Raw genomic sequence first — 24,722 nt, 5'->3', positions numbered from 1 at the left:
CGAACCTTCATCACGCCGACGGCGGGGGTCCGCTACAATCCGCGGCCTCGCACGGCCCGCCTGCAGGGCGCCGCGCGACCCCGGCGTCTTTGACGCCCCACCCGGCCCGGCCGCCAGCTGCCACGCGCAGCCCGCCCCACACCCACAAGGACCGACTGGCATGACCGACAACACCACCTGGCACTACGAGAACTTCGAGCCGTCCGGCTCGGCCATCGGCTACCGGATCACCAGGAAGCTGGACGAGGTGCAGTCGCCGTTCCAGAAGATCGAGATCTTCGAGAGCACCGACTGGGGCAACCTGATGCTCATCGACGGCGCGATGATGCTGACTACCCGCGACAACTTCCTCTACCACGAGATGATGTCGCACCCGGCGCTGTTCACCCATGCCAGCCCGAAGCACGTGGTGATCATCGGCGGCGGCGACTGCGGCACGCTGCGCGAGGTGCTCAAGCACCCGGGCGTGGAGAAGGCGGTGCAGTGCGACATCGACGAGCAGGTCACGCGCATGTCGGAGAAGTACTTCCCGGAGCTGTGCGACAGCAATGATGACCCGCGCGCCGAGCTGCTGTTCGATGACGGCATCGCGTACATGAAGAACTGTGCGCCGGATTCGCTGGACATCGTCATTGTCGACTCGACCGACCCGGTGGGTCCGGCGGAAGGCCTGTTCAACAAGGCGTTCTTCGAGTCGTGCTTCCGCGCGCTGAAGGACGACGGCATCCTGGTGCAGCAGAGCGAGTCGCCGCTGGTGCTGCTGGAGCTGATCAAGGCCATGCGCGCCGAGATGGGCAAGGCCGGCTTCAGCACCTTCCAGACCCTGCCGTTCCCGCAGCCGTGCTACCCGACCGGCTGGTGGAGCTGCACGATGGCGCGCAAGGGCCAGGGCTTCGAGTTCCGCGAGGCCGATGCGCGTGCCAAGGCATTCGCGACCAAGTACTACACCGCCGACATCCACAAGGGTGCGGCGAGCCTGCCGCCGTTCGTGGCGGAGGCGTTGGGGGAGTAAGGGCCCGTTCCAATCACAGTGTTCGAAAGCCCCGCGTGAGCAGGGCTTTCCGTTTGCAATCCCCATCCCGGCCGAAACGCGAGCAGAACGGTCATCAGGCAACGCTCGGGCCGCCGATTTCCTTGGCTTGCAGACGGTCTTGGAAAGCTACCGAGTGGTGCCCGGACGCACACAACCTTCGGGCATTACAACGCGTCGCCGTCCAGTTCGCCCGTGCGGATACGCACCACCTGGTTGAGGTCCCAGACGAAGATCTTGCCGTCGCCGATCTTGCCGGTGCCGGCGGCCTTCATGATCGCCTCGACCACGGCGTCGACCTGGTCATCGGTCACGGCGACTTCCAGCTTGATCTTGGGCAGGAAGTCGACCACGTACTCGGCGCCACGGTACAGCTCGGTATGGCCCTTCTGGCGGCCGAAACCCTTGACCTCGGTGGCGGTGATCCCGGCCACGCCGGCGTCGGCCAGCGCCTCGCGCACATCGTCGAGCTTGAACGGCTTGATCACCGCCATGACCATCTTCATCGGATTCTCCTTCGGGCCCTGCCCTGCGATCCCGGGGTGGGCGCTCCACCATCAGGATATCGCGAAGGTCGTCCACGCCGCCCTCATCGTGGGTTCCGTTAGAATTCCCGTCCCAGCCGAGGGTAGGAATTTTCCTACACCACGCCGCGGGCTCCGCCGACGGCGCCGGACCGGCCGGTGCGCCACGCTGGTAGCCCCGTCGGAGGACCCCCCATGATCGACCTCAACCAGATTGACGACCTTGCCCGCCGCCTCAGCAGCCTGGTGCCGCCAGGCCTGCGCGAAGGGCGCGAGGAACTGCAGCAGAACTTCAAGGCCGTCCTGCAGACCGGATTGGCCAAGCTCGACCTGGTGACACGCGAGGAGTTCGAAGTGCAGCGCGCGGTGCTGCTGCGCACCCGCGAGAAGCTGGAAGCGCTGCAGCGCACCGTCGAGGAACTCGAGGCCCGCGTCGCCGTCGACGCCAGCGCGCCGCGCCACTGAGGCCCGCCCCATGAACCTGGCCATCGTGCACAGCCGTGCGCGATCGGGCGTGCGTGCGCCCGAAGTGAGGGTGGAGGTACATCTGGGCGGCGGCCTGCCGTCGATGTCCATCGTCGGACTGCCTGCTGCGGCGGTGCGTGAGGCCAAGGACCGGGTGCGCGCGGCCCTGCAGTCCTCGCAACTGGAGTTCCCCGCCCGGCGGATCACCGTCAACCTGGCCCCGGCGGACCTGCCCAAGGACGGCGGTCGCTTCGACCTGCCCATTGCCCTGGGGATCCTGGCGGCGAGCGGACAGATTCCGCAGCAGGCACTGGCCGACACCGAGTTCATGGGCGAACTGGGGCTGACCGGCGAACTGCGTGCGGTGGATGGCGCGCTGCCCGCCACGCTGGCCGCCACCGCCGCCGGCCGTTCGCTGGTGCTGCCGGGCGCCAACGGTCCGGAGGCGGCGTTGGCCGGGCGCGCACGGGTGACCACCGCGCGCACGCTGCTGGAGGTCTGTGCCGCGCTGAAGGGCCACAAGTCCCTGCCCCGGGCCCAGGCCCATGCGGCCACCGCCACTGCCTGCGGACCTGATCTTGCCGATGTGCGTGGGCAAGCCCACGCGCGGCGGGCACTGGAGATCGCCGCGGCGGGTTCGCACCACCTGCTGTTCCTGGGGCCCCCTGGGTGCGGCAAATCCATGCTGGCCTCGCGCCTGCCCGGCCTGTTGCCGCCGCAGACCGACGATGAGGCGCTGGAGAGCGCGGCCATCGTGTCCGCGGCCGGTCGAGGTCATGGGCCGGGCGACGACGCCGCACGCGCGTGGGGGATCCGGCCGTTCCGGGCGCCGCACCATTCCGCCAGCGCGGTCGCGCTGGTGGGCGGCGGTAGCCTCCCCAGGCCCGGGGAGGTGTCACTGGCCCACAATGGCGTGCTGTTCCTGGACGAGCTGCCGGAATGGAGCCGTTCGGCGCTGGAAGTGCTGCGTGAGCCGCTGGAGAGCGGCACCGTGACCGTGTCCCGGGCCGCGCGCAGCATCGAGTTCCCGGCCCGCTTCCAGCTCGTCGCGGCGATGAACCCATGTCCTTGCGGCTGGGCAGGTGACGCCAGCGGCCGATGCCGCTGCAGCGAGGAATCCGTGGACCGCTACCGCGCCCGTGTTTCCGGTCCCTTGCTGGACCGCATCGACCTGCACGTGGAAGTGTCGCGCCTGTCGCCAGGGGAATTGCGGATGGCGGCCCCACCCGCGGAGTCCAGTGCCGCCGTGGCGGGCCGGGTCGCCGGCGCGCGCCAGCGCCAACTGGATCGTGCCGGCAAGGCCAACGCCCAGCTGGGCCCGGCTGAGATGCGGGAGACCTGCAGCCTATCCGACCATGACCAGCGCCTGCTGGACACCGCCGCCGACCGGCTCCGGCTCAGCGCCCGCTCCGTGCACCGGGTGCTGCGGGTGGCCCGCACCATCGCTGACCTCGGCGACAGCGAGGGCATCGTTACCGCCCACCTGACCGAAGCGATTGGTTATCGCCGAAGCGATCGCGGCGTGCCCGCCGCATAGGGCGCACTCAGCTGCAACCGGGCGGAACGCAGATCCTGGGCTTTTCCAGCCATGCGCGCGCGCCGCGACGCGTCTCGTCGCGCTCTTCCTGCGTACCACAGCGGGTGACCTTCAGCTTTGAGCCGGTCTTGGCTTCGGTCCAGCAGGTGTCCTGGTTCTCCTGCGCCACCCGGGTGCCGACGAAATGGGCGTTGATCCGCTCCAGCGCGTTCTCCAAGCGGATCTGCTCCTGGACATTGAGCTGGTCGAAGCGGGCGTTCTTGCCCGCGATCGCGAACACCTCGCCTTGCTCCTTGCGGATCTGGCGGATTTGGCGCGGCGACAATCCGGACGTTCCGTCGTCGAGGCTGGCCTTCAATGCCTGCTGCTGATCCAGGATGTGCGCCAGCTTGTCTCCCGACTCCTGTGCGGCGACAGGTGCCGCGAACTGCCCGCCTGCCAGCACAACCGACAACATCACCACGATGGACAATCTGGTCACGACACGCCTCCTGTGAGTCACTTGCGCAGATCAAGGCAACCGAGGCTACGCCTGCCCGTACACGCTGGCAATGCAGGGGAGGCTGCCGGCCACCGGGCGGGAGTCGTGGGGCGGCGGTCAGCCGCCCACGCCGCGCTTCTCCAGCGCCTGGCGGGCCGCTTCGCGCTCGCGGCGGACCTGCTCGGCCGACCGGCACACCCGCTGAATGCGGTTGCTTCCCAGGGAGCGCTCGGCCCTGCAAATCACCTGGTCGTCTTCGGCCTGCGCTCGACTGGTCGGCTGCGTGGGTTCCGGGCCGGTGGTCGACGCTGTGGCAGCGACAGGCACCTTGGCTGCTTCATCTGCCTTGGCGAGGGCCGGGGCGGCACAGATGACCGCCATGATCATTGCAACAACGAAAGAATGCCTGGACATGCCAACTGAACCAAACCGGGAGCGGGAAGTCGACGATACGCATCTCGACCAATCCCTGTCGAATGCCAAAAGTCCCATCGACGCCAACGGGCCGGCGTCATGTCCGGCCCGGCGTGGCCCGGCGTCCGTGTCCACGCCGTCTGTCGCGGGCTGGGCCTCAGGCCGCCGCGCGCGCCTCGTGGAACTGCTCCTCCTCGGTCGAGCCCTTGAGCGCCACGGTCGACGACTGGCCACCCTGGATGGTCTGGGTCACCGCATCGAAGTAGCCGGTGCCGACCTCGCGCTGGTGCTTGACCGCGGTGAAGCCCTTCTCGGCGGCGGCGAACTCGGCTTCCTGCAGCTCGACGAAGGCGCTCATCTGGCGGCGCGCGTAGCCGTGCGCCAGGTTGAACATGCCGTAGTTCAGGCTGTGGAAACCGGCCAGGGTGATGAACTGGAACTTGTAACCGTAGGACGCGATTTCCTTCTGGAACTTCGCGATCGTCGCGTCGTCGAGGTTCTTCTTCCAGTTGAACGACGGCGAGCAGTTGTAGGCCAGCAGCTTGCCCGGGAACCTGGCGTGGATCGCCTCGGCGAACTTGCGCGCGAACTCCAGGTCGGGCTTGCCGGTCTCGCACCACACCAGGTCGGCGTACGGTGCGTACGCCAGGCCGCGGCTGATGGCCTGGTCGAGGCCGTTATGGGTCTTGTAGAAGCCTTCGACGGTGCGTTCGCCGGTGGTGAACGGCACGTCGTTGGGGTCGACATCGCTGGTCAGCAGGTCGGCGGCCTCGGCGTCGGTACGCGCGACGATCAGGGTCGGCACGCCCATCACGTCGGCGGCCAGGCGGGCGGCGACCAGCTTCTCGACCGCCTCGCGCGTCGGCACCAGCACCTTGCCGCCCATGTGGCCGCACTTCTTCACGCTGGCCAACTGGTCCTCGAAGTGCACGCCGGAAGCGCCGGCCTCGATCATGCCCTTCATCAGCTCGAAGGCGTTGAGCACGCCGCCGAAACCGGCCTCGGCATCGGCCACGATCGGCTGCAGGAAGTCGATGTCGCCGCTGCCTTCGGCGCACTGGATCTGGTCGGCGCGCAGCAGGGTGTTGTTGATGCGGCGCACGACCTGCGGCACCGAGTTGGCCGGGTACAGCGACTGGTCCGGGTACATCTCGCCGGCGATGTTGGCATCGGCGGCGACCTGCCAGCCGGAGAGGTAGATCGCCTTGAGCCCGGCCTTGACCTGCTGCATGGCCTGGTTGCCGGTCAGCGCGCCGAGGGCGTTGATGAAGTCCTCGGTGTGCAGCGACTTCCACAGCTTCTCCGCGCCAAGCTTGGCGATGGAGTGCTCCACCGGCACGGTGCCGCGCAGGCGCACCACGTCCTCGGCCGAGTACGGGCGGGTGATGCCGGCCCAGCGGGGGTTGGTGGCCCAGTCGTGGCGCAGCTGGTCGGCGGTGGGGAGCTTGGTGGTCATGGCGGCATTCCTCGGGTCTAGGGGGTTGGCTTGGGACGTGGCGGGAAAGACATGGCGTCTTCCTGGGTGGGTGAAGCGAAATCTGTCTAGCGGTTCGTTTGGCGGATGGCAGGGCCGGTGGGCGTTGTGTCGTGGGCTGTCGCGTAACGGGAGGCCGGGCCATCCGGCGTGGGTTTGGTGACGGCATCGCGGATGCCTGCGTGCAGACAAGCCGGGGCCGTTGGCGCTGACCGTGGTCAGCACCTGCTGGCGCCGCGCGCCGGTGGGATCAGGTCAGTCGCCTGTAGGCCGGGAGGGTCAGGAAGTCCTCCAGGGTGTCGGCGTGGGTGAGCCGGTCGAGCAGTCCGATGGCCTCGGCCACGCGACTGCCACCGGGCATCTGCAGGCGGTCGGTGAGCTTGCCGGGCAGGTTGAGCAGCGCGCGTTCGAGCAGGGCGAAGTCCACTTCGCTGCCGTCATCCAGGCACAGTGGCTGGCCGTGCGATCCGTCGGCGCGGGGATCGGCGTGGTGCAGCCACTGCCACAACTGGGCGCGGGCGATCTCGGCGGTGGCCGCATCCTCCATCAGCCAGTGGATCGGCACGCAGCCGCTGCCGTCCAGCCACGCGGCCAGGTAGCGCACGCAGACCTCGACGTTGTTCTCGAAGCCGGCGCGGGTGATGGTGCCCAACGACGGCTTGATGAGGTCGTCGCGGGTGACGATGACCTCTTCGCGCTTGACGTGTTGCTGGTGCGGGGTGGGCATGCGCTCGTCGAACACATCGCGTGCCAGCGGGATCAGCGCCGGGTGCGCCACCCAGGTGCCGTCGTGGCCTGCGGTGACCTCGCGCAGCTTGTCGGCGCGGACCTTGGCCAGCGCGGCCTGGTTGGCCTCGATGCTCGCCGCGTCGGTGCCGCTGATCGGGATCTGCGCGGCCATGCCGCCCATCGCGTGCGCGCCACGCTTGTGGCAGGTCTGGATCAGCAACTCGGAGTAGGCGCGCAGGAATGGCTGGATCATGGTGACCTGGCCGCGCTCAGGCAGCACCTTGTCGCGGTGGCGACGGAAGGTCTTGATGTACGAGAACACGTAGTCCCAGCGCCCGCAGTTGAGGCCCGCGATGCGGCCGCGCAGCGCGTGCAGGATCTCGTCCATCTCGAACACGGCCGGCAGGGTCTCGATCAGCACGGTGACCTTGAGCTGGCCGGCCGTCAGGCCCAGGGCGCGCTCGACGTGGTCGAGCACATCGTTCCACAGCGCCGCCTCTTCCATCGACTGCAGCTTGGGCAGGTAGAAGTACGGGCCGCGGTCCTTGGCGGCGAGCGTCTTGGCGTTATGGAAGGCGAACAGGCCCAGGTCGAACAGGCTGCCGGACATCGATGCGCCATCGATGCGCACGTGCTTCTCGTCCAGGTGCCAGCCGCGCGGGCGAACCAGCAGCACCGCCTGCTGCGCAAAGGGCTTGAGCGCGTAGTGCTTGCCGGGGGCGGCGTCGGTGCCCGGGGCGGTGTATTCCAGCGTGCCGGCGACGGCGGCGCGCAGGGCCTGCTGCCCGGCGACGAGGTTGGCCCAGGTTGGCGCGGTGCTGTCCTCGAAATCAGCCATGTAGCAGTTGGCGCCGGAGTTGAGCGCGTTGATCACCATCTTCGGGTCGACCGGGCCGGTGATCTCCACGCGACGGTCCTGCAGCGCGGCCGGGATCGGCGCCACGCGCCAGTCGCTGCTGCGGATGGCCACGGTGTCGGCACGGAAGTCCGGCAGGCCGCCGGCGTCGAAGAAGGCCTGGCGCTCGCGGCGAGCGGCCAGGCGAACCTGGCGGGTGGCCTCGAAACGGCGGTGCAGGCCGGCCAGGAAGTCCAGGGCTACCGGCGTCAGCAACGTGTCCTGCCCCGGAAGGGTCGCGGTCACCTCGATGCCGGTGACCGACACCACCCCGTTCCGGGGCATGGGTTGTTCTGCCAGAACCGTTTCCGCCAAGACTGCCGACATCCGAATCTCTCCTCACGGTGGTGATGCGTGTTGCGGTGCAAAACCAACATGCGCTGCAGTCTTGTATTTGACAATCAAGTTTTTTCAATGTTTATCATTAAACAAACTAATAGACAGATGAAACCAATGGCCGAACGCCCACCCAAGGCCCCGCGTTTCGCCTACAAGGGCGACCGGCTGAAGCCGCTGCGGGCGTTCTGCCAGACCGCGCGACTGGGTTCGGTGTCGCGCGCGGCCGACGCGCTGTACCTGACCCAGCCGGCCGTGACCCTGCAGCTGCAGGCTCTGGAGCGCGAGATGGGCACGCGGCTGCTGGAGCGCAGCGGGCGCCGTCTGGCGCTGACCGCCGAGGGCCAGGCGCTGTATGAGCTGGCGCGGCCGCTGGTCGAAGGCATGGACGGGTTGGACGCGAGTTTCCGCGAGCGGGTGCGCGGCCTGGATGCCGGCGAGCTCAACGTGGCCGCCGGCACTTCGACCATCCTCTACCTGCTGCCGAAGATTGTGGAGGCGTTCCGCGCCGCCCACCCGGAGGTGCGACTGACCCTGCACAACGTCACCGGCGCCGGAGGCCTGGATCTGCTGCGCTCGGACGGGGTGGATCTGGCGGTGGGCTCGATGATCGACGTGCCCGGTGACCTCAGCTACGCGCCGGTATACCGCTTCGAGCCGATGCTGATCACCCCGCGCGACCATCCGCTGGCGCACAAGGGCGACCTGACCCTGCACGACCTGTCGCCGTATGGGCTGATCCTGCCGCCACAGCGATTGACCACGTATCGGCTGGTGGACCTGGTCTTCCACCAGAACCGGGTGCCGTATACGGTGGCGCTGGAGGTCGGTGGCTGGGAAGTGATCAAGCAGTACGTGGCAATGGGCCTGGGTATCAGCATCGTCACCGCGATCTGCCTGACCGAGGCCGACCATGAACGACTGGCGACGCGCTCGTTGGCGCGCTATTTCCCCTCGCGCAGCTATGGCGTCGTGGTGCGCAAGGGCAAGTACCTGTCGCCGCAGGCGCGGGCGTTCACCGAATTGATCCAGCCGGCGCTGTTCGAGCGCGGCGGCCATTACGCCACCGGACACTCGGAACGTTAACGTGAGGGCGGCACAATCGGATCGTTCGGAGCCGGATCGCGTACGAAACGCCGGTAGCCCAGGTAGTGATGGAACACGAAGCCGCCAAAAGCCGGGCGATCACCGTATGCACCTTCCACCTTGGCCGCTTCACGCTCGAACGCCGCCTCATCCATGCCGTGGAAACTCAGCTTGGCCGGTTCGCCGGGATTGAACTCAAGCCCGATCACGACCTGCTTGCCCACCTTGTCAGCGTAGTCCATCTCGTCCTGGGCGTGCGAAAGGATGGAATCGCGGCCCTCGGCACGGTTGCGGTAGTCCATCAACGCCACGTAATCGGTGGCGTCGATGACGTGCTCGGCCACGGTCTTGCGGGCCCCGCGCCACTCGAGGGTGATGCCATCCCACCAGAAGGGCATCGCCGGGCCAATGGGCAGCGACTGGCCGGACTTGCGCCGATCGGCCATCAAGTCCGCCGTCATGTCCAGGAATCCCAGCAGCAGTCGATGGCGCGAGGCGTCATTCCACTCATCGAGCAGGTGCGGTTCGATGTCGTAGTTGACCCCATCAAAGCGTTCGTCCGGGGCGGCCCCGGCGTTGTACTCCAGCACCCCGGCCAGCATCGCGCGGGCTGCGCGACGGTGTCGCGGCAGGACATAGCGCTCGGTATGCAGGTACCAGGAACCGAGCAGCGCGTACACCTGGATGCCACGCGCGTGGGCACGCCGGATGAAAGCGCGATACAGCTCGGGACGATCCCGGACCGGATTGCGCCCATCAAACGAATCGGCGTACAGATAGACCGTCGTGACCCGCTTGCGCTGGAAGAACGACAACGCCTCCTCCGCTACCCGTGGCGATTCCAGCATGGCGAACGAGGGCTTTTCCCACGTCCACACCGCACGCGGTGAATCCTTGGCCCGTGCCTCAGGCCAAACAAGGCAACACAACAGGAGGCAGAGCCAGAGCGTTCTCATCGACGGGTCTCCAGGGCATCCCGGGCGCCGCCCGCGAATCCGGGCAAGGACGCGCAGGCAGTGCGCTCACTTTTCCAGGGACAGGGCAACACGGAACTTCCCCGCGCCCACCGGCTTGCCGGTGTCTGGATGCGACGGGATGACCGCCAGCGAGTATGCGCCTGCAGCCACGCCGCTCGACTTGAGCGGCACACGAACACTCGCCCGCTCCCCCGCCGCCAGCACCATCGCTGGGCCATAGGTTTCACTCACCTCACGGCCGCTGGCATCGGCCAGCACCAGCAGCGGCACAAACGGGGGCGATGGCGTGACGGCGCCGTTGGCAAACACCACCTCTACCTCCAGCGCATCGGCATTTGCCGCTTCCGGCACTACCACGCGCTCCACCGCCAAACCCACCGGCGGCGGCAGCGCGAGAGCCACGCGATCCTGCTCCCGGAAGACGGACAGCGTCCTCGGCGCATCCTCCGGCACCAGTGCGAAGCCTCTTGCGAGCTGGTCATTGGCTGCGCGGAAGCGATCGAACTCGACATTGATTCGCTGCAAAGCTTCTGCATCGTCCACCGGCTCGATCTCCATGCCGTCGCGCAACGCGTACAAAGCGCCCTGGTTGACGAAGTAATGGCCGGAAATGAAGTCGACCAGGTTACCCTTGGTCTGCTTCAACGGGAATGCGTGCACATTGCGGAAGCCGGCCTCGACGTCGAGTCCACTACCCAGCCAAGCCACCCGGGTCGGCGTGCGGATACCGTGCTGGCTGCCCAACCACGCCAGCAGCGAGGGGGCGATGTCGAACTGCGAGGACACCGAACGGATGTGTCGCGGCTGCTTGAGTCGCGGCGAATACACCAGCAGCGGCACATGGTAGCGCTCGATCCGCGTGTCCATCGGGATCTCGGGCAGACGATGGTCGCCGGTGACCACGAACACGGTGTTGGCGAATTCCGGCCGCTCGCGCATGCGTTCGAAATAGCGTCGCAGCGCATCGTCGGTGTACAGGATCGACTCGTAGATGGCGCGCTGCGAGCGGTAGGCCGCCCGCCGCGACTCGACGACCCCCAGCACATCCAGATGCCGCTCCAGCCGCTCGGCATACCCGGCCTGCCCCGGGAACGTATACGGCGTGTGCAGGGTAATGGTCTGGATCACCGTCACCGCGGGCGCGGCACCCGCGGCGTCCTCGAGCACGCGGTCGACCAGGTCTCCATCGGCAAACCCCCAGTCGTTCGCCTTGCGGTACCGGCCGCCGAACTGGTCGGGCCCTACGATCCGATCGACGCCTTGGCGCAGCAGGAATTGTCGCTCGTTGTCGAAATCCGGATCGAAACCGGCATAGAACGCGAGCGCGTAGCCATTGTCCTTGAGCACGCTCAGCAACGTCGCGTGGCTGGGCATGCGCTCTTCCAGCGCAGCAAATCCCTGCTCGGCGAACGGCAGCGAACCAAAGATCGACGGCAATGCCGCGAAGGTGCGGCCCTGCACGGCGAGAAAGTTCTCCCAGTACAGGCTGCGCGTGGCCAGTTCGTCAAGGAAAGGGGTGAAGCTACCCAGGCGGGCACCCGGGCCGGAGAAGGTCCGCCCCAGGCCTTCAACCACGATGAAGACCAGGTTCGGCGGCGGGTCGGCGGGCGACGTGGCAAACAGCGGCCCGAGCGTGTCCGGTGTCTGTTCGCCATGCAGGAACGGGAAATCCGGATCGAGTCCGGGCCGTTCCTGGCCCCCGGTTACCGCGGGTGCGGGCGGCGTGGCGGGACCTGCATGGCGGCGTCGCAGGTAGGCCAGGCTCTCATCCAGCAGGAACCCGGCCTTGTTCGCGCTCAGGTTGTAACTGTCCTCACTGTGGAAATGGCGCGCATCAACGCGCGAGGGCAGCGTCCAGATACCGAAAATGCCCAGCACCAGGAGAGCGGCACCTGGCACCGCCCGCGGGGTGGCGGGCACCCGACGACCAAACCAGAACAAGCCAGACCACAGCGCGGCCAAAGGCAGAATCAGCGCGACCACCGCACGTGGGCCGATTTCCGCACCGGCTACCACAGTGGTGCGCAACTCGCCCCATGAGTAACCGAACAGATCGGCGCCCAGCGGCACGCGCGTAGTCAGGAAGTACTCGCCCAACATGGCCTGCGCCAGTACCGGCACCGACCATGGCAGACCAACGCCCACCAGCCGCCAGCCCCCCCGACCCAGCACCAGCACCGGCAGCGACAGCACGAACAGCAGTGGCGCGCATTTGACGGTTACCAACAGATCCGACCACAGCGCCGACCCGAGCAGCCACAGGACGCCAGTTCCTTCCGCTGCCCGGCTGCCTGCGGCCAATTCGATCGCGTGGGCCACAATGAACGCCAACAACACCGCCGGCAGCAACCACGCAAAGCTGGCCAAGGCCTGGCGAATGCATTGCGCGCGTGGACGCGCAGTTCCTCCGTGGCTCATCGGAACGGCCTGCTCACCAGCGCGTGTAGACCGATGCCGAGATGCCACGTTCGGAATAGCCGTCCACGTTGTCGGCGTAGTTCGCCCCCACCTTGAACCCAAGTCGCGGCGTCAGGTACTTGACGAACGCCACGCTGGCCGACGAACTGCTGTCGTCCAGCACCGCGCCCCCGGCGCCGCTACGTGACTCTGTCGTGCGTCCGGAGCCCCCTGTCACTTCCACATACTCGTCGCCATTGCCGGCGTAGTAATACCGAAGCAGTCCCTTGAAGCTCAGGCTGTGCGAATCCACATCGGGCACGTAAAGCGCTCGGCCGCGCAGGTAGAAGTTGCCCACGTAGCGGCCCACGCCCAGGCCATACAACTCCGTGGGTGATCCGCCAAAGTCGAGCTGGTCGTAGCTGGCCGACAACTCCCAGCCACGTCCCACGCCCTGGTACAGCTCCACGCGCCAGGACCGGTCGGAAAACAGGTCCGGCGTGGGCGCATGCTGGTAACGCAGGTTGGCATACGCCCGCGTCCAGAGGTCAACGTAGCCATCCAGCGCCCAAGCGGCGTCGCGCTGACCAAACCGTCGCGCGCCCAACCATTCCAGGCCCAGCGAGCCGCGCTCGAAATACCGACGCAGCGACGCTGACTGCTCGGTCCAGCCATCACGCGCAGGACGGAACGTTGTCCTGGCCGCGCCGATGCGCGCGGCCCACCGATACCCGTCCGCCGCAGCGGCATCGGGACTGGAGGCACGTGGTTCGAGGGCGCGAATCGCGGCGTCGACCAAGGCCTGGTCCGCTCCCAATGCGCGGGCCGCCTCGAAGTCGGCGCGCGCGGCATCGAGCTCACCCGCCGACCGATGGGCGCGGGCCCGCGCCAGGAGGGCGTCAGGATCTTGCGGCTGCAAGGCCTGCCAGCGGCCATAGGCCTGCACGGCCTGGGTGGAGCGGTCGCTCCATAGGTACATGTCGCCCAGCGCTGACCACGCATCGGCATACGTCGGCGATCTATCCACCACCGCCTGCAGGTCCGCCTCCGATTGCTGCCACTGCCCCATCCACGCCAAAGTGCGTCCACGGGCGAGCAGCACATCGGTATTGCCAGGCGAGCGCTCAAGCATCGTTGAATAAAGGGCAAGCGCCGCGTCACGCTGGCCATTGGTGGCCAGCTCCCTCGCGCGAAGCAACTGCTGCTCGTGGCTTTCCCCGGAATCGGCGACCGTGGTCGCCGCCGGCGTTTCGTGCGGCGGCAGGATCGGGTCGGCCGCAGCCAGCAGCAGTGCAAGGGCAATGGGGGATGCCGTCATGGGGTGGTTTCCAGTTCCCGGGTTGAGCCAGCAGGGCGTGTGTCGATGTGCTGTGGGCCGGCGGGCGGAGGCGCCTCGCCGGAGTCGTGTTGCCACGTCGCGTGGCGCTTAACCTTGCCCCAGCGGGATTTGCCACGCAGCCCCGTGACCCAGCGCAGCAGTCCAATGAGGCGCCAGAACGCCGTCAGTTGCCGGTAGCCGAAGTTCTCGATGATTGCGACCGCGAACAGCTTCAACTGCTGTGCCGGACGCGGATACAGGCGGAACGACAGTTCCTCCAGCAATAGCGCGTTGGTCGACAGCAGCACGCCCAGGCCGACGGAAGCGAACAGGAACACCAGGAAGGCCTCGGGCGACAGCAAACCCACCAGCCACAGCACCAGCACCGAGACGTAGCCCAGGACCTCGATCACCGGACCCAGGCCTTCGAACAGCAGCATGAAGGGAAATGCCAGTCGCCCAACGGCGCCGCCGTTGCGCTGGAACATCATCCGCCAGTTCGGGATGAGGCTTTCCATCAGGCCCTGCTGCCAGCGCACGCGCTGGTTGCGCAGGGATCGCAGATCCTCCGGCGCTTCCGTCCAGCAAATGGGATCAGGCACGAACGTGATGTTGTAATGCCGCCGTTCCTTGCGCAGCTGGTGGTGCAGGCGCACGACCAGCTCCATGTCCTCGCCCACCGTGTCCTTGTGGTAACCGCCCACCGCGATCACGCGCTCCTTGTAGAACACGCCGAACGCACCGGAAATGATCAACAGCGCGTTGATCGGCGACCAGCCCAGGCGCCCGAACAGGAATGCGCGAAGGTATTCGATCAACTGGAACTGCGGCAGGGCCTTGCGCGGCAGGGCCACGTCGGACAGGAAGCCGTCCTTGACCGAACAGCCATTGACGATACGGATCACGCCGCCCGCCGCGACCGTGGTTGCGTCTTCCAGGAACGGCTGCACCACGCGTGACAGGCTGTCATGCTGCAGGATGCAGTCGGCGTCGACCACGCAGAACAAAGGGTAGCGGGCGCAGTTGATACCTGCATTGAGCGCATCGGCCTTGCCGCCCTGCTGCTTGTCCACCAGGCGCACGCGCGGAAAATCGGTGGACGCAAAGATGCGATTGACCGGCTCTGTCTCGATCCGCTTGCGGTAGGCCTCCGGGAACTCGACCAGTGCGAACGCCCGGACGAGCGCGTCGAGCGTGCCGTCGGTGGAGCCGTCATTGACGACGACGATCTCGAAGTCCGGGTACTTCAGTCGAAGCAGCGACCGCACCGAGGACACGATGGTGCGTTCCTCGTTGTGCGCGGGCACCAGGATGCTGACCGGCGGCTGGTAGGCCGTGAAGTTCTTGGGCAGGTACTGCGCGCCGTGCTCGCGCATGTGCCGGATGATGCCGAAGACCGACACATAATTCAGCAACAGGTACCCGAGGTTGATGCCGATGAAGTACAGAAGGAATACCCATTGCATTCCCTCTAGGAACCAGACCAGTCCGGAAGGCAGCGTCACTCCGTTCATCGCTCCACCCCCATCCGCTGCTCCGCCATCACCTGATCGAGGATGTCGCACGCGAACCGATCGGTCTGGGTGTCACGGAACCGGTGCATGGCGGCCTCCTTCATGAATGGCAGTTTTACGAGTGCCTGCGCGGCCCGGTAACGCACCCACCATTGCGCATCGGCAAGCAAGGGCAGCAGCCGCTGCTCATCACCCGGCACGCCCAGCCGGCCCAGAGCCGTCGCAGCGTGCATGCGCACATGCCAACGCGGGTGATCGAGCAGGGGCCGCACCAGGTCGAGATCAGCGGGATCGGCCAATACCTGCAGGCAGGTCGAGACAAGATGGTCATCGTTGGACGTGGCAACGATCTGGCGGATCACGGGCGCGGCCGCTTCCGGGCTGACGCCGGCGAGAAAGCGAACCATGCGCGGCGCCACGTCCGCGTTGGCCTGCAGCGCGGCCGTCCCAAGCTCTTGGGATACGCGCCCCGCACCTGCTTCACGAAGGATGTCGGCAACGCCCCCCTGCGACCAGTCGCCACGCGCCATGATCTGCGGCACGAGCAAGGAAACGGCGCGACCGGGATCGATCTGCATGATCGCCCGTGCCGCACAGAGCGACACGATCGAGCTGCGATCGTCCAGAAGGCGCGCGATCCGGTCAAAATGCGCGCGGCTCCTCAGGTAGCCCAAGGCGATGATCGTGACCACCCGCTCATGGAAGCCACCGCGCTGCAGCAGCGAGTGCAAGCGCTTCTCCAGCCCGATCGACCCTGCCAAGGCCTGCAACGCAGGGTTTTCGGCACCGCCCAGGTTGGCGTGGATGCCATTCCACGCCTCGACGAAACCCGACACGTCACGCGCCGGAAGGGTGGATGGCCCGGCCTCGCCCCCGTGGGCAACATCCACGAGGATGCGGCCCCAATGATGGGCGGCGCGCAGGTGTGCCCGCTCCTTGCGCGCGACCATCTGCCGCATCACGAGGATTACCGTCAGCGTAACCAGCGTCATCACCAGAACCGTGACGCCAAGCCAAAACGCGAACACGAGCTTTGAATCAGCCCCGCTCAGAAAACCCAGATCCACTGTCGCCCCCTGAAGTGCAGGCCCGCCTTGCGCGCCGCATCAACGAATTTGCAGTCAAAACCCCTACCGGCAACACCCCCCAGCCGGCGCCGATCGGCGCCGGACCACTGGGCAACTTCGGAGACTTCCCCCAATCCAATAGTATTGCGGCTTTTGTCACAGTTTGCAAAACTCGCGCTTGCTTTTTGCCTCGCCAATGGATATCGCGCAGTCCGCCCGGGGCAGCAACCTCCCCATACCCCGCTGGATGTCCCGCAGCGGCGCCCTGCCACCGCAGCCCTCCAGGAATGAGGCCTTCATGCCACGAACCACCCGATCGAAACTCCTCTATCTGGCCCTCGCCGCGTGTCTGTTCCTCGGGGCCTTCGGAACCTGGGTGTTATTGCACCCGGCCAGCGTCTGGGTGCAGCCATGGCGTGCCGCGCGCTCCGATACCTCCGAGCGCATCATCTTCGGGCCATACCCGGTCGAAGCCGACTTCGCGTTTCTCAAGGAGAAGGGCGTCACCACCATCGTCAGCCTGCTCAATCCAGACCAGCCTTACGAACGGGCGCTGCTGGCGCAGGAGCGCGGGCATGCCGCGCGTCACGGGATGAAAGTGTTGAACTTCCCCATGGGCAGCATCCTCGGGCACTCCTTCGGCAAGGACTACATGGCCAACTCGCGCGCAGCCGCGGAGGCGGCGCTCAACGCCGATGGCGCCGCCTATATCCACTGCTATCTGGGCCTGCACCGCGCCAAGAACGTCCAGCGCTACCTGGCGGGATTCGCCAAGAGCGAGAGCTATGCCGGCTCGGTCGAGCGCGAGCGCTCGTCCGACCGCCTGGCGTTGGACGAGGCAAACCGCGCCCACATCGAAGGAAGGCACCAGGACAGCCTGCGCGAGCTGGCCCGGATCGAGGTCCAGGATGCGGATGCATTGCTGCTGGAAGGATCCAACCACATGCGGCTGGGTGACCTGGGGGCAGCGGCAGCGGCTTACGCCCGGGTTCTCGTGGTTGATCCAGACCATGCGGGAGCCACCACTGGATTGGGCTTCGTCGCCTTGCGCCGGCACAACACGTCATCCGCCCAACACGACCTGGGCGAGGCAGAGCGCCGGTTCACCCGCACGCTGGCGGTTCGGCAAGGTGATCTCGATGCCACCGAAGGGTTGGCCTACGTGCGTCACCGGCAGGGTCGAGGCGACGAGGCGCGCGCGCTGTTGCAGCGTGTGATCGAGGCCAATCCGGGCCACACCGAGGTCCGGACACTGCTCGAACGCCTTGGCCCGGCGAGCAGCAGTGGTGCCGCCTCGGGGTCCGCGGTCAACGCTCCCTAGATCGCGGCGCAGGGCTGGACGGCGGGCAGCCTCGCTCACGCCTCGTGGTACTTGCCGTTGGCGACGCTGCGGTACCACGCGCGGATGCGGGCGATATCGGCCTGCATGTCCTCCCCCAGCTCGAATGTCGGGCCGATGCCGATTACCCGTTGGCCGTAGTGGAAGTACGCCGGCACCACCGGCACCCCGGCCGCCTTGGCGATGCGCCAGAAGCCGGGCTTCCAGTGCTCGACCGGCTTGCGCGTGCCTTCCGGCGCCAGCCCATACCAGAGTTGCGGACGGCTGCGGATCATCGCCGCCGCCTGCTCCACCACGCCATGCGCGGCGCTACGGTCCACCGGAATCACCCCCAGCCGGTGCAGCAACGCGCCCATCACCGGCACCTTGAACAGCGACGCCTTGCCCAGGATCCTGATGTCCAGGCCCATGCCCATCTTGGCGGCCAGCCCCAGCACACCGTCCCAGTTGCTGGAATGCGGCGCGCCGATCAGCACCGCACGCGGGATGTCAGGGAACGCGCCCACCATGCGCCAACCCGCCAGGCGCAGGATCGTGCGCCCCAGCCAGCGGACGAAGGCATGAGGCCTCACGCGCGGCACCTGCGGAGGCAGCGGCAGCACGATCGGGCGGGAAGCGGCGTCGTTGGGCATGCGGTGCCTGTGGCATCGTCAGGGTCGGGACAGCGTAGCGGCTACGGGACCGCACGCCGACTAGTCCCAATCACGCCGGGTGCGCCCCTGCTTGATCGTACTGCGTTCGCGCTTGGCCTCCAGCCGCCGCACCTTGGAGGCCCGGGTGGGCCGGGTGGCGATGCGCGGAATGGGCGCGTGCAGCCCGCCTTCGACGAAGGCGACCAGACGCGCGCGCGCGTCGTCACGGTTGCGCTCCTGCGTGCGGAAGCGCTGCGCGTTTATCACCAGCACCCCTTCGCCGGTCATGCGCCGGTCGCGCTTGGCCAGCAGCCGTGCGCGTACCGCCTCAGGCAGCGACGGCGAACCGGCGATGTCGAAACGCAGTTCCACCGCAGTGGCCACCTTGTTGACGTTCTGGCCACCGGGACCGGCGGCGCGCACGAATCGCTCGACCAGCTCGTCGTCGGCGATCTCCACGTTGGGGCCTACTCGCAGCATCGGGTGACGTCCTCTTGCCTGCGCATTGTAGTGCGATCGCTGCGGGTTGCCGCCCAGGCAAGCGACAGGAACACCACGCCCCACGCTACGGATCGAAACCCTCGAACAGCGCGAGGGCGCGGCTGAATTCCACATCCAGCGGGGCGTTCGCCACCACGCGCGCGCCGCTGGACGGATGCAGGAAGGCAAGCCGACGCGCGTGCAACAGCATGCGGTGGATGCCAAGCATGCGGAAACTGCGGTTGTGGCGGCCGTCGCCGTGGCTCGTGTCGCCAATCAGGTGGTGCGAGACGTGCTTGAGGTGGCGGCGGATCTGGCGGAACCGTCCGGTCTCCGGCTGCGCGCACAGCAGCGCGTAGCGCGAGGTTTCGAAGCCCGGGGAGGGCACCGGGATCTCGGCGGTCGCCAAGCGGGTGAAGCGGGTCACCGCGGGTTTCTTTTGCGGCTTGCCCGGCCCGCCATCGAGCGGATGGTCCACGGTGAACTGCGGTTCGGGCCAGCCACGGCACACCGCCCAGTAGTCCTTCTCGACCTCGCGCGACATCATCACCTGGCCCAGCGCCGACGCAGTGTCGCGGTCGAAGGCCAATAGCAGTGCACCACTGGTGGCGCGATCTAGCCGGTGCACGAGGAAGATCGGGCGGTCGAACTGCTCGCGCAGGCGGTCGGCTGCGAAGTCGGTCTCGCCACGGGCGAGTGCGCTGTCGTGGACCATCAGGCCGGCGGGTTTGTTGACCACGGCCAGACTGTCGTCGCGGTACAACACCGGCAGTGCGTCGGGCTCTGCCATCGGCATCGCCACGCCAAGGTCCGTGGTCATGCGGCCACCAGCGGAATCCTGACGAAGCCCTCGCGCGCCAACGCGCTCAACGCGGTCAACGCCGCCGCGGCCATGCCGCCAGCAGTGCCCACAGTCCGCCCAACCCGGCGATCCACGCCGAGGCCGGCACCGACCACACGCGCGGCCCGCCCGCCTCCAGCCCGTATAGCACCGCCGCCACGATCAGCAGGCCGGTGCCGAGGATCGCCGCCACCGTGCGCCGCTGCGCGTCCTTGACCGTGCGGGTGAGCTCGGCCAGGTCGTGCGAGCGCATCGACAGCTGGTGCCCGCCGGTGACCTGCTGGTCCAGCCAGGCGTGCAACAGGCGCGGCATATCCGGGGCCTGGGTCACCAGTTCGGGCAGGCGCTTGCGGAACTCACCGGCGAGGCGCTGCGGGCTGTAGCGCTCGAGCAGGATCTTCTCCAGCACCGGTCGCGCCACGGCCCAGATGTCCAGCTTGGGGTCCAGCAGGCGGCCCACGCCTTCGATGTTGAGCAGGGTTTTCTGCAGCAGGATCAGCTGCGGTTGCAGGGTCAGCTCGTAGCGCTGCGCGGTGCGGAACAGCTTGAGCAGCACCTCGGCGAGCGAGATCTCGCTCAGCGGACGGGTGAAGTAAGGTTCGCATACCCCGCGCACCGCCGCTTCCAGCTCATCGATGCGGACGTGCCCGGGCATCCAGCCGGCGCGCAGGTGCAGCTCGGCGATGCGGCGGTAATCACGGTTGAAGATCGCCATGAAATTCTCGGCGAGGTAGTACTGGTCCTCGCTGGAGAGCTGGCCGACGATGCCGAAGTCCAGCGCGATGAAGCGCGGGTTGGCCTTGCGCGCCGGGTCGGTGTCGACCCAGATGTTGCCGGCGTGCGCGTCGGCGTGGAAGAAGTTGTCGCGGAACACCTCGGTGTAGAACACGCGCACGCCCTTGGCCGCCAGCGCTTGGCGGTCGATGCCGGCGACGTCCAGCGCGGCGATGTCGTCGGAGGGAATGCCGTACACACGCTCGAGCGTGAGCACGCGCTCGGCGCTGTGCGACCAGATCACTTCGGGCACGTACAGGTCGTCGCTGCCCTGCCAGAACCGGCGCAGCACGCTGGCGTTGCCGCCTTCACGCTGCAGGTCGAGCTCGGCGGTGAGGGTGTTCTCGATCTCGGAAACGATTTCCCGCGGGCGGATCTTGTCGGCACGGGGATGGGTGCGTTCGACGATGCCGGCGATGGCGCCGAGCAGGGCGATGTCGCTGGCGATCTCCTGCTCGATGCCCGGGCGCAGCACCTTGACCACCACTTCGCGCGCGGCGCTGTCGGCGGTGGCCGGCAGCGTGGCGGCGTGGACCTGCGCGATCGATGCCGAGGCCAGCGGCGTGGTGTCGAAGTCGATGAATGCCTCGGCCACCGGGCGGCCGAGCGCGGCTTCGACGATGCGCTGTGCGTGGTCGCCATCGAACGGTGCGACGCGGTCCTGCAGCAGCGCCAGTTCCTCGGCCACGTCCGGCGGCACCAGGTCACGGCGGGTGGACAGGATCTGCCCGAACTTGACGAAGATCGGGCCGAGTTCCTGCAGCGCCAGGCGCAGGCGCGCACCGCGCGACATGGCGGCCACTTCGGCCGAGGCGCGCGGCACGAACGGGCGCGCCAGCCTGAGCCAGCCCTCGACCGGGGTGTCGTCGAGCAGGGCGTCGAGGCGGTAGCGCAGCAGGACCCGACCGATGCGCCAGGCGCGCAACGCCGACTTCATGGCGCGTCCCCGCGTGCGGGCGCGGCTGTGCCCACGGCAGCCGGAGCGGTCGCGGCAACGCGGTTGGCGAGGCGCCCCACGCGCACCGCGATGCGCTCGACGTCATCGCGCAGCGCGTCGACATCATCGTGGAATGCGTTGAGCTCCGCGCGCGGGACCACGTCACGCGATTCCTCGGTGACGAATTCGGCGGCGTTGGTGGCGAACGCGCCAGCGGCATCCTTGGCGTGGCGCAGCGCGCCGGCGATCGCATTGGCGATCTGCACGCCGAGGATGTCACCGAACACGCGGGTGAACGGCTGCTGCCAGTCGGGGTCGAAACGCGCGGCCAGGCGCTGCAGGCGGCGCGCGAGGTCGGCATCGCCCTCGATGCGCAACTTGCCCACCGGCGGTGCATTGTCGTTGCGCAGGAACGGCAGCTGCGCGAGCAGACCGCCGAGCGTGCTGCGCACCGACAAGTCGGGCGTGGCGGGGTCGAGCACTGGGCCGACGTCGAGGCGATCGCCATTCACCCGCACCTGCAGCGCCAGCGGCGGCGCGGCGACGTGCAGGGCCACGCTGCGGCCATCGAGCGCGCGCAGGCCCTCGCGGGTCTCCGGGTCCAGGGCCAGCGCGCGGTTGAGCGCGACCTCCAGGGTACGGCCGGCGAGCGGCTTGAGCGAATCCAGCGGCGAGGAGCGGTCGGTCATGGCGGGCATTCTACCGGCCCGGCGTGCCTTGGCCGTCATGCCACGCCGCGGCCAGCCGGCGCAGGCCCTCGTCGAACGACACCGGGGGCACGTAGCCGAAGTCGCGGCGCGCGGGTGCCATGTCGTACCAGTGGGTGGTGGCCAGCTGCTCGGCGAGGAAACGGGTCATCGGCGGCTCGCCGCGCAGCGGCAGCGCATGCCAGAGGCCTTCGCACGCCACGCCCAGCGCGTAGGCCAGGCCGAACGGCACGGTGCCGGTGACCTCGGGCGCTCCGGCGGCACGCAGCAGTCCGTTGAGCGTCTCGCGCATGGTGCGAGGGTCCCCGTTGCTGATGAAGTAGGCGCGCCCGGCGCACGCACTGCCCGGCGCGAGGTGTTCGAAGGCATCGAAGTGCGCCTGCGCGGCGTTGTCGATGTAGGTGGTGTCGATGCGGTTGTGGCCGTCGCCGACGAAACGCAGGCGGCCGGCCTTGGCGCGTTCGACCAGGCGCGGCAGCAACTGGTTGTCGCCCACGCCCCAGATCAGGCGCGGACGCAGCGCCACGGTGGCCAGCGCGGCGTCGTTGGCGGCCAGCACCGCCTTCTCGGCGATCAGCTTGGTCGCCGCGTACGGCGCCTTCAAGTGCTCGCCGTAGGGCACGGTGTCAGCGGTGCCACCCTCCACCGGATGGGTGGCGCGGTGGGTGACGCTGGGCGTGGAGGTGTAGACGAGTTTGGCGATGCGGTGCTCGCGGCAGGCGGCGAGCATGTTGTCGGTGCCGACTACGTTGGCGTCGTGGTAGCTCTGGTAACTGCCCCACGCGCCGGCCTTGGCCGCGTTGTGGAAGATCGCCTCGCAGCCTTGCGCGGCGTTGACGACCGCGTCGCGCCGGGCCAGATCGCCGCGCACCTGCTGCACCCCGATGGCCTCGAGCGCGGGATAGTGGCCGCGGTTGAAACTGACTACCTCATGCCCGCGCTCGCGCAGGCCGCGGCACAGCGCCTGGCCGAGGAAACCGCCGCCGCCAGTCACCAGGATCTTCATGCGTTGACTCCTTGCTGCGCGGCCCAGACAGCGAGCTTCTCGCGGCCGATCTTGGCGTTGTGGCGGATGTCCACCGGGAAGCGCTTGTGGCGCAGGAAACGGCTGATGCGTGCGGTGTGCGGATGGCGCGCGGCGAGGTCGCGCAGTTCGCGCTCGATGCGCGGCCACTCGCGGACGGGAATGCCTTCGGCCAGCTCGACGCAGAGCACGGGATACCGGGGGCGTGTGTTACCCATTGCGACCCCCACCAGCGCCGTGCGCCGCACCTGCGGGTGCACGTTGAACGCCGGCTCGACCTGCTCGGTGTACAGCGGGCCATCGAGCGTTTCCACGCGATGCGATTTGCGCCCGCAGAACCATAGGCGACCTTCGGCGTCGAAATAGCCCACGTCGCCCATGCGGTGGACGATGCGCTCGCGCGCTCCACCCGGCGATTCAGCTTCGCCCTCCGTCGAAGCGATTGTGGCGGCGAACCCGGTGGCGACAGGCGCTACGGACTCCCCCGATGCAGCGGTCTCCATCAGCCGCTCACGAATCTTGGCCTGCCGGGTCTGTGCCTCGCGATTGAAATAGGTATCGGTCGTGGTCGGTCCCGCCACCGTGATCTCGCCCACCTCACCTACGCCCAGTACGCGCGCCTGGTCCCACTCGGCGATGGCGTCGTCGGTGATGGCGATGATGCGCACCTCGTTGGGCGGCACCGGGCGGCCGACGCAGGTGCCGGCGCCCGCCTCCGTGGCGGCCCGGGTGGCCTGCAACTCGCCGCCTTCCACCACCGCTACCGGGAGGCACTCGGTGGCGCCATAGGGGGTCCAGAACTGCGCATCGGCGGGCAGCAGCGCGCGCAGCGCGGCCACCGTATCGGGCGGTACCGGCGCGCCGGCCGAGGTCACCCGGCGCAGCGTCGGCAGCGGCTGGCCATGGCGTGCCAGCACTGCCACCAGTGCCGGCGAGCCGAACAGCTGGTCCACGCCGAAGCGGGCGATGGCGTCGTGCAGGCGGCGCGGATCGGCGTTCGCCGGGCGGGTCGGGTCCATGTCCGGGATCACCGAGGTCAGCCCCAGCGCCGGGTCGAACAGCGCGAACGGCGGAAAGGTCGGCAGGTCCACTCCGCCGGCCTGCAGGCCGAAGGCGCGACCGAGCAGTTCGATCTGTGCGACGAAATGGCGGTGGCGGTAGACCACGCCCTTGGGCACGCCGGTGGAGCCGCTGGTGAACAGGATCGCGGCCACGTCGTCGGGCGCGGTGTCGGCCAGCTGCGGGCCCGCGCCGTCACCGGCCTGCTCCACTGCGGCCAAGGTCACGTCGGCGAGCCACGGCCGGCGGCCGGTGGTGATGAGCACCGCCGCCGCCTTCGCCCAGCCCAGCAGTCGCCGTGCCAGGTGTGCCAGGGGGATGCCGATGAACGCCTGCGGCTGGGCCTCGTCCAGGCACTGGCGCAGCGCGCGCTTGTCGATGCCCGGGTCGACCAGCACCGGCACCGCCCCGGCCTTGAACAGCGCGAACATCAACAGGAAGAACTCGGGCGAGGGTCGCACCATCACCACCGTGCGGGTACCGCGCGTGATGCCGTGGCGGGCGAGGCCGGCGGCAATGGCGTCACTGCGCCGGTCCAGCGCGGCGTAGGTCAGCTCGACGTCATAGCGGGCCAGGCCGTCGGGGCCGCGCGTGCCGGGGCAGCGCAGGGCGACCTGGTCGGGACGCTCGGCGGCCAGCCGTGGCAACGCGGCGGCGATGTTGCAGGGGGCGTTCATCCGTTCAT

Annotated in this window: 22 protein-coding genes; 5 read left to right on the top strand and 17 right to left on the bottom strand. The window is 68.1% G+C overall.

Annotated elements, in window-relative coordinates:
* Nucleotides 1-160 precede the first annotated feature (160 nt).
* The gene (gene speE / locus IP93_RS03940; RefSeq protein WP_144812236.1) at nucleotides 161-1,012 is read left to right on the top strand and encodes a polyamine aminopropyltransferase; all 852 of its coding nucleotides are present in this window, start codon (nucleotides 161-163) and stop codon (nucleotides 1,010-1,012) included.
* Nucleotides 1,013-1,197: 185 nt separating this feature from the next.
* Here speE and IP93_RS03935 read toward each other — a convergent pair whose 3' ends face one another.
* Complete coding sequence (locus tag IP93_RS03935; protein WP_144812233.1) at nucleotides 1,198-1,536, bottom strand: P-II family nitrogen regulator; 339 nt, start codon at nucleotides 1,534-1,536, stop codon at nucleotides 1,198-1,200.
* Between the two features lie 213 nt (nucleotides 1,537-1,749).
* Here IP93_RS03935 and ubiK point away from each other — a divergent pair, with 213 nt between their 5' ends.
* Both ubiK and IP93_RS03925 read left to right on the top strand, forming a co-directional pair.
* A complete protein-coding gene (gene ubiK / locus IP93_RS03930) occupies nucleotides 1,750-2,019 on the top strand; it encodes a ubiquinone biosynthesis accessory factor UbiK (RefSeq protein WP_144812230.1) in 270 nt (89 codons plus the stop codon).
* A gap of 10 nt (nucleotides 2,020-2,029) precedes the next feature.
* On the top strand, nucleotides 2,030-3,556 hold the full coding sequence (locus IP93_RS03925) for a YifB family Mg chelatase-like AAA ATPase (RefSeq protein ID WP_144812228.1): 1,527 nt from the start codon (nucleotides 2,030-2,032) through the stop codon (nucleotides 3,554-3,556).
* A gap of 7 nt (nucleotides 3,557-3,563) precedes the next feature.
* Here the strand turns inward: IP93_RS03925 and IP93_RS03920 are convergent, their stop codons facing one another.
* The 4 genes from IP93_RS03920 to aceB all read right to left on the bottom strand — a co-directional run bounded on the left by IP93_RS03920 (nucleotide 3,564) and on the right by aceB (nucleotide 7,834).
* The gene (locus IP93_RS03920) at nucleotides 3,564-4,028 is read right to left on the bottom strand and encodes a hypothetical protein (RefSeq protein ID WP_144812225.1); all 465 of its coding nucleotides are present in this window, start codon (nucleotides 4,026-4,028) and stop codon (nucleotides 3,564-3,566) included.
* Nucleotides 4,029-4,154: 126 nt separating this feature from the next.
* On the bottom strand, nucleotides 4,155-4,424 hold the full coding sequence (locus IP93_RS03915; RefSeq protein ID WP_158636267.1) for a hypothetical protein: 270 nt from the start codon (nucleotides 4,422-4,424) through the stop codon (nucleotides 4,155-4,157).
* 184 nt (nucleotides 4,425-4,608) lie between these two features.
* Nucleotides 4,609-5,907: an isocitrate lyase gene (aceA, locus tag IP93_RS03910; protein ID WP_144812220.1), complete on the bottom strand. Its 1,299-nt coding sequence runs from the start codon at nucleotides 5,905-5,907 to the stop codon at nucleotides 4,609-4,611.
* A gap of 268 nt (nucleotides 5,908-6,175) precedes the next feature.
* A complete protein-coding gene (aceB, locus tag IP93_RS03905) occupies nucleotides 6,176-7,834 on the bottom strand; it encodes a malate synthase A (protein WP_242006726.1) in 1,659 nt (552 codons plus the stop codon).
* 168 nt (nucleotides 7,835-8,002) lie between these two features.
* Between aceB and IP93_RS03900 the strand changes: the two genes are divergently transcribed.
* Nucleotides 8,003-8,971: a LysR family transcriptional regulator gene (locus tag IP93_RS03900; RefSeq protein WP_144812215.1), complete on the top strand. Its 969-nt coding sequence runs from the start codon at nucleotides 8,003-8,005 to the stop codon at nucleotides 8,969-8,971.
* Here IP93_RS03900 and IP93_RS03895 read toward each other — a convergent pair.
* The 5 genes from IP93_RS03895 to IP93_RS03875 form a co-directional block, all read right to left on the bottom strand.
* On the bottom strand, nucleotides 8,968-9,819 hold the full coding sequence (locus tag IP93_RS03895) for a hypothetical protein (protein WP_199747078.1): 852 nt from the start codon (nucleotides 9,817-9,819) through the stop codon (nucleotides 8,968-8,970). The genes IP93_RS03900 and IP93_RS03895 overlap by 4 nt on opposite strands.
* A 174-nt stretch (nucleotides 9,820-9,993) precedes the next feature.
* Nucleotides 9,994-12,366, bottom strand: a complete 2,373-nt coding sequence (locus tag IP93_RS03890; protein ID WP_158636266.1) for an LTA synthase family protein — start codon at nucleotides 12,364-12,366, stop codon at nucleotides 9,994-9,996.
* A 13-nt stretch (nucleotides 12,367-12,379) separates the two neighbouring features.
* On the bottom strand, nucleotides 12,380-13,663 hold the full coding sequence (locus IP93_RS03885; protein WP_144812207.1) for a YaiO family outer membrane beta-barrel protein: 1,284 nt from the start codon (nucleotides 13,661-13,663) through the stop codon (nucleotides 12,380-12,382).
* Nucleotides 13,660-15,168 carry a glycosyltransferase family 2 protein gene (locus tag IP93_RS03880; RefSeq protein WP_242006725.1) on the bottom strand — a complete coding sequence of 503 codons (1,509 nt, stop codon included), beginning with the start codon at nucleotides 15,166-15,168 and terminating at the stop codon, nucleotides 13,660-13,662. The genes IP93_RS03885 and IP93_RS03880 overlap by 4 nt, the downstream gene beginning before the upstream one ends.
* A gap of 5 nt (nucleotides 15,169-15,173) precedes the next feature.
* Nucleotides 15,174-16,244, bottom strand: a complete 1,071-nt coding sequence (locus IP93_RS03875; RefSeq protein ID WP_144812202.1) for a HEAT repeat domain-containing protein — start codon at nucleotides 16,242-16,244, stop codon at nucleotides 15,174-15,176.
* Nucleotides 16,245-16,542: 298 nt separating this feature from the next.
* Here IP93_RS03875 and IP93_RS03870 point away from each other — a divergent pair, with 298 nt between their 5' ends.
* Nucleotides 16,543-17,565, top strand: a complete 1,023-nt coding sequence (locus IP93_RS03870; protein WP_158636265.1) for a tetratricopeptide repeat protein — start codon at nucleotides 16,543-16,545, stop codon at nucleotides 17,563-17,565.
* Between the two features lie 35 nt (nucleotides 17,566-17,600).
* Here the strand turns inward: IP93_RS03870 and IP93_RS03865 are convergent, their stop codons facing one another.
* The 7 genes from IP93_RS03865 to IP93_RS03835 all read right to left on the bottom strand — a co-directional run bounded on the left by IP93_RS03865 (nucleotide 17,601) and on the right by IP93_RS03835 (nucleotide 24,714).
* Entirely contained in the window at nucleotides 17,601-18,215 is a 615-nt protein-coding gene (locus IP93_RS03865; protein ID WP_144812198.1) for a lysophospholipid acyltransferase family protein, read from the bottom strand.
* Nucleotides 18,216-18,275: 60 nt separating this feature from the next.
* Nucleotides 18,276-18,695, bottom strand: a complete 420-nt coding sequence (gene arfB, locus IP93_RS03860) for an alternative ribosome rescue aminoacyl-tRNA hydrolase ArfB (protein WP_144812195.1) — start codon at nucleotides 18,693-18,695, stop codon at nucleotides 18,276-18,278.
* 85 nt (nucleotides 18,696-18,780) lie between these two features.
* A complete protein-coding gene (locus IP93_RS03855) occupies nucleotides 18,781-19,515 on the bottom strand; it encodes a pseudouridine synthase (RefSeq protein WP_425480019.1) in 735 nt (244 codons plus the stop codon).
* Between the two features lie 55 nt (nucleotides 19,516-19,570).
* Nucleotides 19,571-21,247 (bottom strand): ubiquinone biosynthesis regulatory protein kinase UbiB, encoded by a 1,677-nt coding sequence (gene ubiB, locus IP93_RS03850; protein ID WP_144812192.1) that lies wholly within the window; start codon nucleotides 21,245-21,247, stop codon nucleotides 19,571-19,573.
* On the bottom strand, nucleotides 21,244-21,936 hold the full coding sequence (locus IP93_RS03845; RefSeq protein WP_144812189.1) for a ubiquinone biosynthesis accessory factor UbiJ: 693 nt from the start codon (nucleotides 21,934-21,936) through the stop codon (nucleotides 21,244-21,246). Before IP93_RS03845 ends, ubiB begins: the two co-directional genes overlap by 4 nt.
* A 10-nt stretch (nucleotides 21,937-21,946) precedes the next feature.
* The gene (gene oleD, locus IP93_RS03840; RefSeq protein WP_144812186.1) at nucleotides 21,947-22,960 is read right to left on the bottom strand and encodes a 2-alkyl-3-oxoalkanoate reductase; all 1,014 of its coding nucleotides are present in this window, start codon (nucleotides 22,958-22,960) and stop codon (nucleotides 21,947-21,949) included.
* Nucleotides 22,957-24,714: a fatty acid CoA ligase family protein gene (locus IP93_RS03835; RefSeq protein WP_144812183.1), complete on the bottom strand. Its 1,758-nt coding sequence runs from the start codon at nucleotides 24,712-24,714 to the stop codon at nucleotides 22,957-22,959. The genes oleD and IP93_RS03835 overlap by 4 nt, the downstream gene beginning before the upstream one ends.
* Nucleotides 24,715-24,722: the final 8 nt, after the last annotated feature.

This window comes from Aerolutibacter ruishenii (assembly GCF_007830115.1).
Taxonomy (GTDB): domain Bacteria; phylum Pseudomonadota; class Gammaproteobacteria; order Xanthomonadales; family Xanthomonadaceae; genus Aerolutibacter; species Aerolutibacter ruishenii.
The sequence above is the reverse complement of the archived record's forward strand: the minus strand, read 5'-3'. Positions and strand labels throughout refer to the sequence as shown.

Bases quoted from the DNA above. Each gene is read 5' to 3' on its own strand.
- aceA (WP_144812220.1), bottom strand. From the start codon at position 5,907: ATGACCACCAAGCTCCCCACCGCCGACCAGCTGCGCCACGACTGGGCC.
- IP93_RS03885 (WP_144812207.1), bottom strand. From the start codon at position 13,663: ATGACGGCATCCCCCATTGCCCTTGCACTGCTGCTGGCTGCGGCCGAC.
- ubiB (WP_144812192.1), bottom strand. From the start codon at position 21,247: ATGAAGTCGGCGTTGCGCGCCTGGCGCATCGGTCGGGTCCTGCTGCGC.
- oleD (WP_144812186.1), bottom strand. From the start codon at position 22,960: ATGAAGATCCTGGTGACTGGCGGCGGCGGTTTCCTCGGCCAGGCGCTG.
- IP93_RS03835 (WP_144812183.1), bottom strand. From the start codon at position 24,714: ATGAACGCCCCCTGCAACATCGCCGCCGCGTTGCCACGGCTGGCCGCC.
- arfB (WP_144812195.1), bottom strand. From the start codon at position 18,695: ATGCTGCGAGTAGGCCCCAACGTGGAGATCGCCGACGACGAGCTGGTC.
- ubiK (WP_144812230.1), top strand. From the start codon at position 1,750: ATGATCGACCTCAACCAGATTGACGACCTTGCCCGCCGCCTCAGCAGC.
- speE (WP_144812236.1), top strand. From the start codon at position 161: ATGACCGACAACACCACCTGGCACTACGAGAACTTCGAGCCGTCCGGC.
- IP93_RS03915 (WP_158636267.1), bottom strand. From the start codon at position 4,424: ATGATCATGGCGGTCATCTGTGCCGCCCCGGCCCTCGCCAAGGCAGAT.
- IP93_RS03925 (WP_144812228.1), top strand. From the start codon at position 2,030: ATGAACCTGGCCATCGTGCACAGCCGTGCGCGATCGGGCGTGCGTGCG.
- IP93_RS03900 (WP_144812215.1), top strand. From the start codon at position 8,003: ATGGCCGAACGCCCACCCAAGGCCCCGCGTTTCGCCTACAAGGGCGAC.
- IP93_RS03935 (WP_144812233.1), bottom strand. From the start codon at position 1,536: ATGAAGATGGTCATGGCGGTGATCAAGCCGTTCAAGCTCGACGATGTG.
- IP93_RS03870 (WP_158636265.1), top strand. From the start codon at position 16,543: ATGCCACGAACCACCCGATCGAAACTCCTCTATCTGGCCCTCGCCGCG.
- IP93_RS03855 (WP_425480019.1), bottom strand. From the start codon at position 19,515: ATGACCACGGACCTTGGCGTGGCGATGCCGATGGCAGAGCCCGACGCA.
- IP93_RS03865 (WP_144812198.1), bottom strand. From the start codon at position 18,215: ATGCCCAACGACGCCGCTTCCCGCCCGATCGTGCTGCCGCTGCCTCCG.
- IP93_RS03845 (WP_144812189.1), bottom strand. From the start codon at position 21,936: ATGACCGACCGCTCCTCGCCGCTGGATTCGCTCAAGCCGCTCGCCGGC.
- IP93_RS03890 (WP_158636266.1), bottom strand. From the start codon at position 12,366: ATGAGCCACGGAGGAACTGCGCGTCCACGCGCGCAATGCATTCGCCAG.
- aceB (WP_242006726.1), bottom strand. From the start codon at position 7,834: ATGCCCCGGAACGGGGTGGTGTCGGTCACCGGCATCGAGGTGACCGCG.
- IP93_RS03895 (WP_199747078.1), bottom strand. From the start codon at position 9,819: ATGCTGGAATCGCCACGGGTAGCGGAGGAGGCGTTGTCGTTCTTCCAG.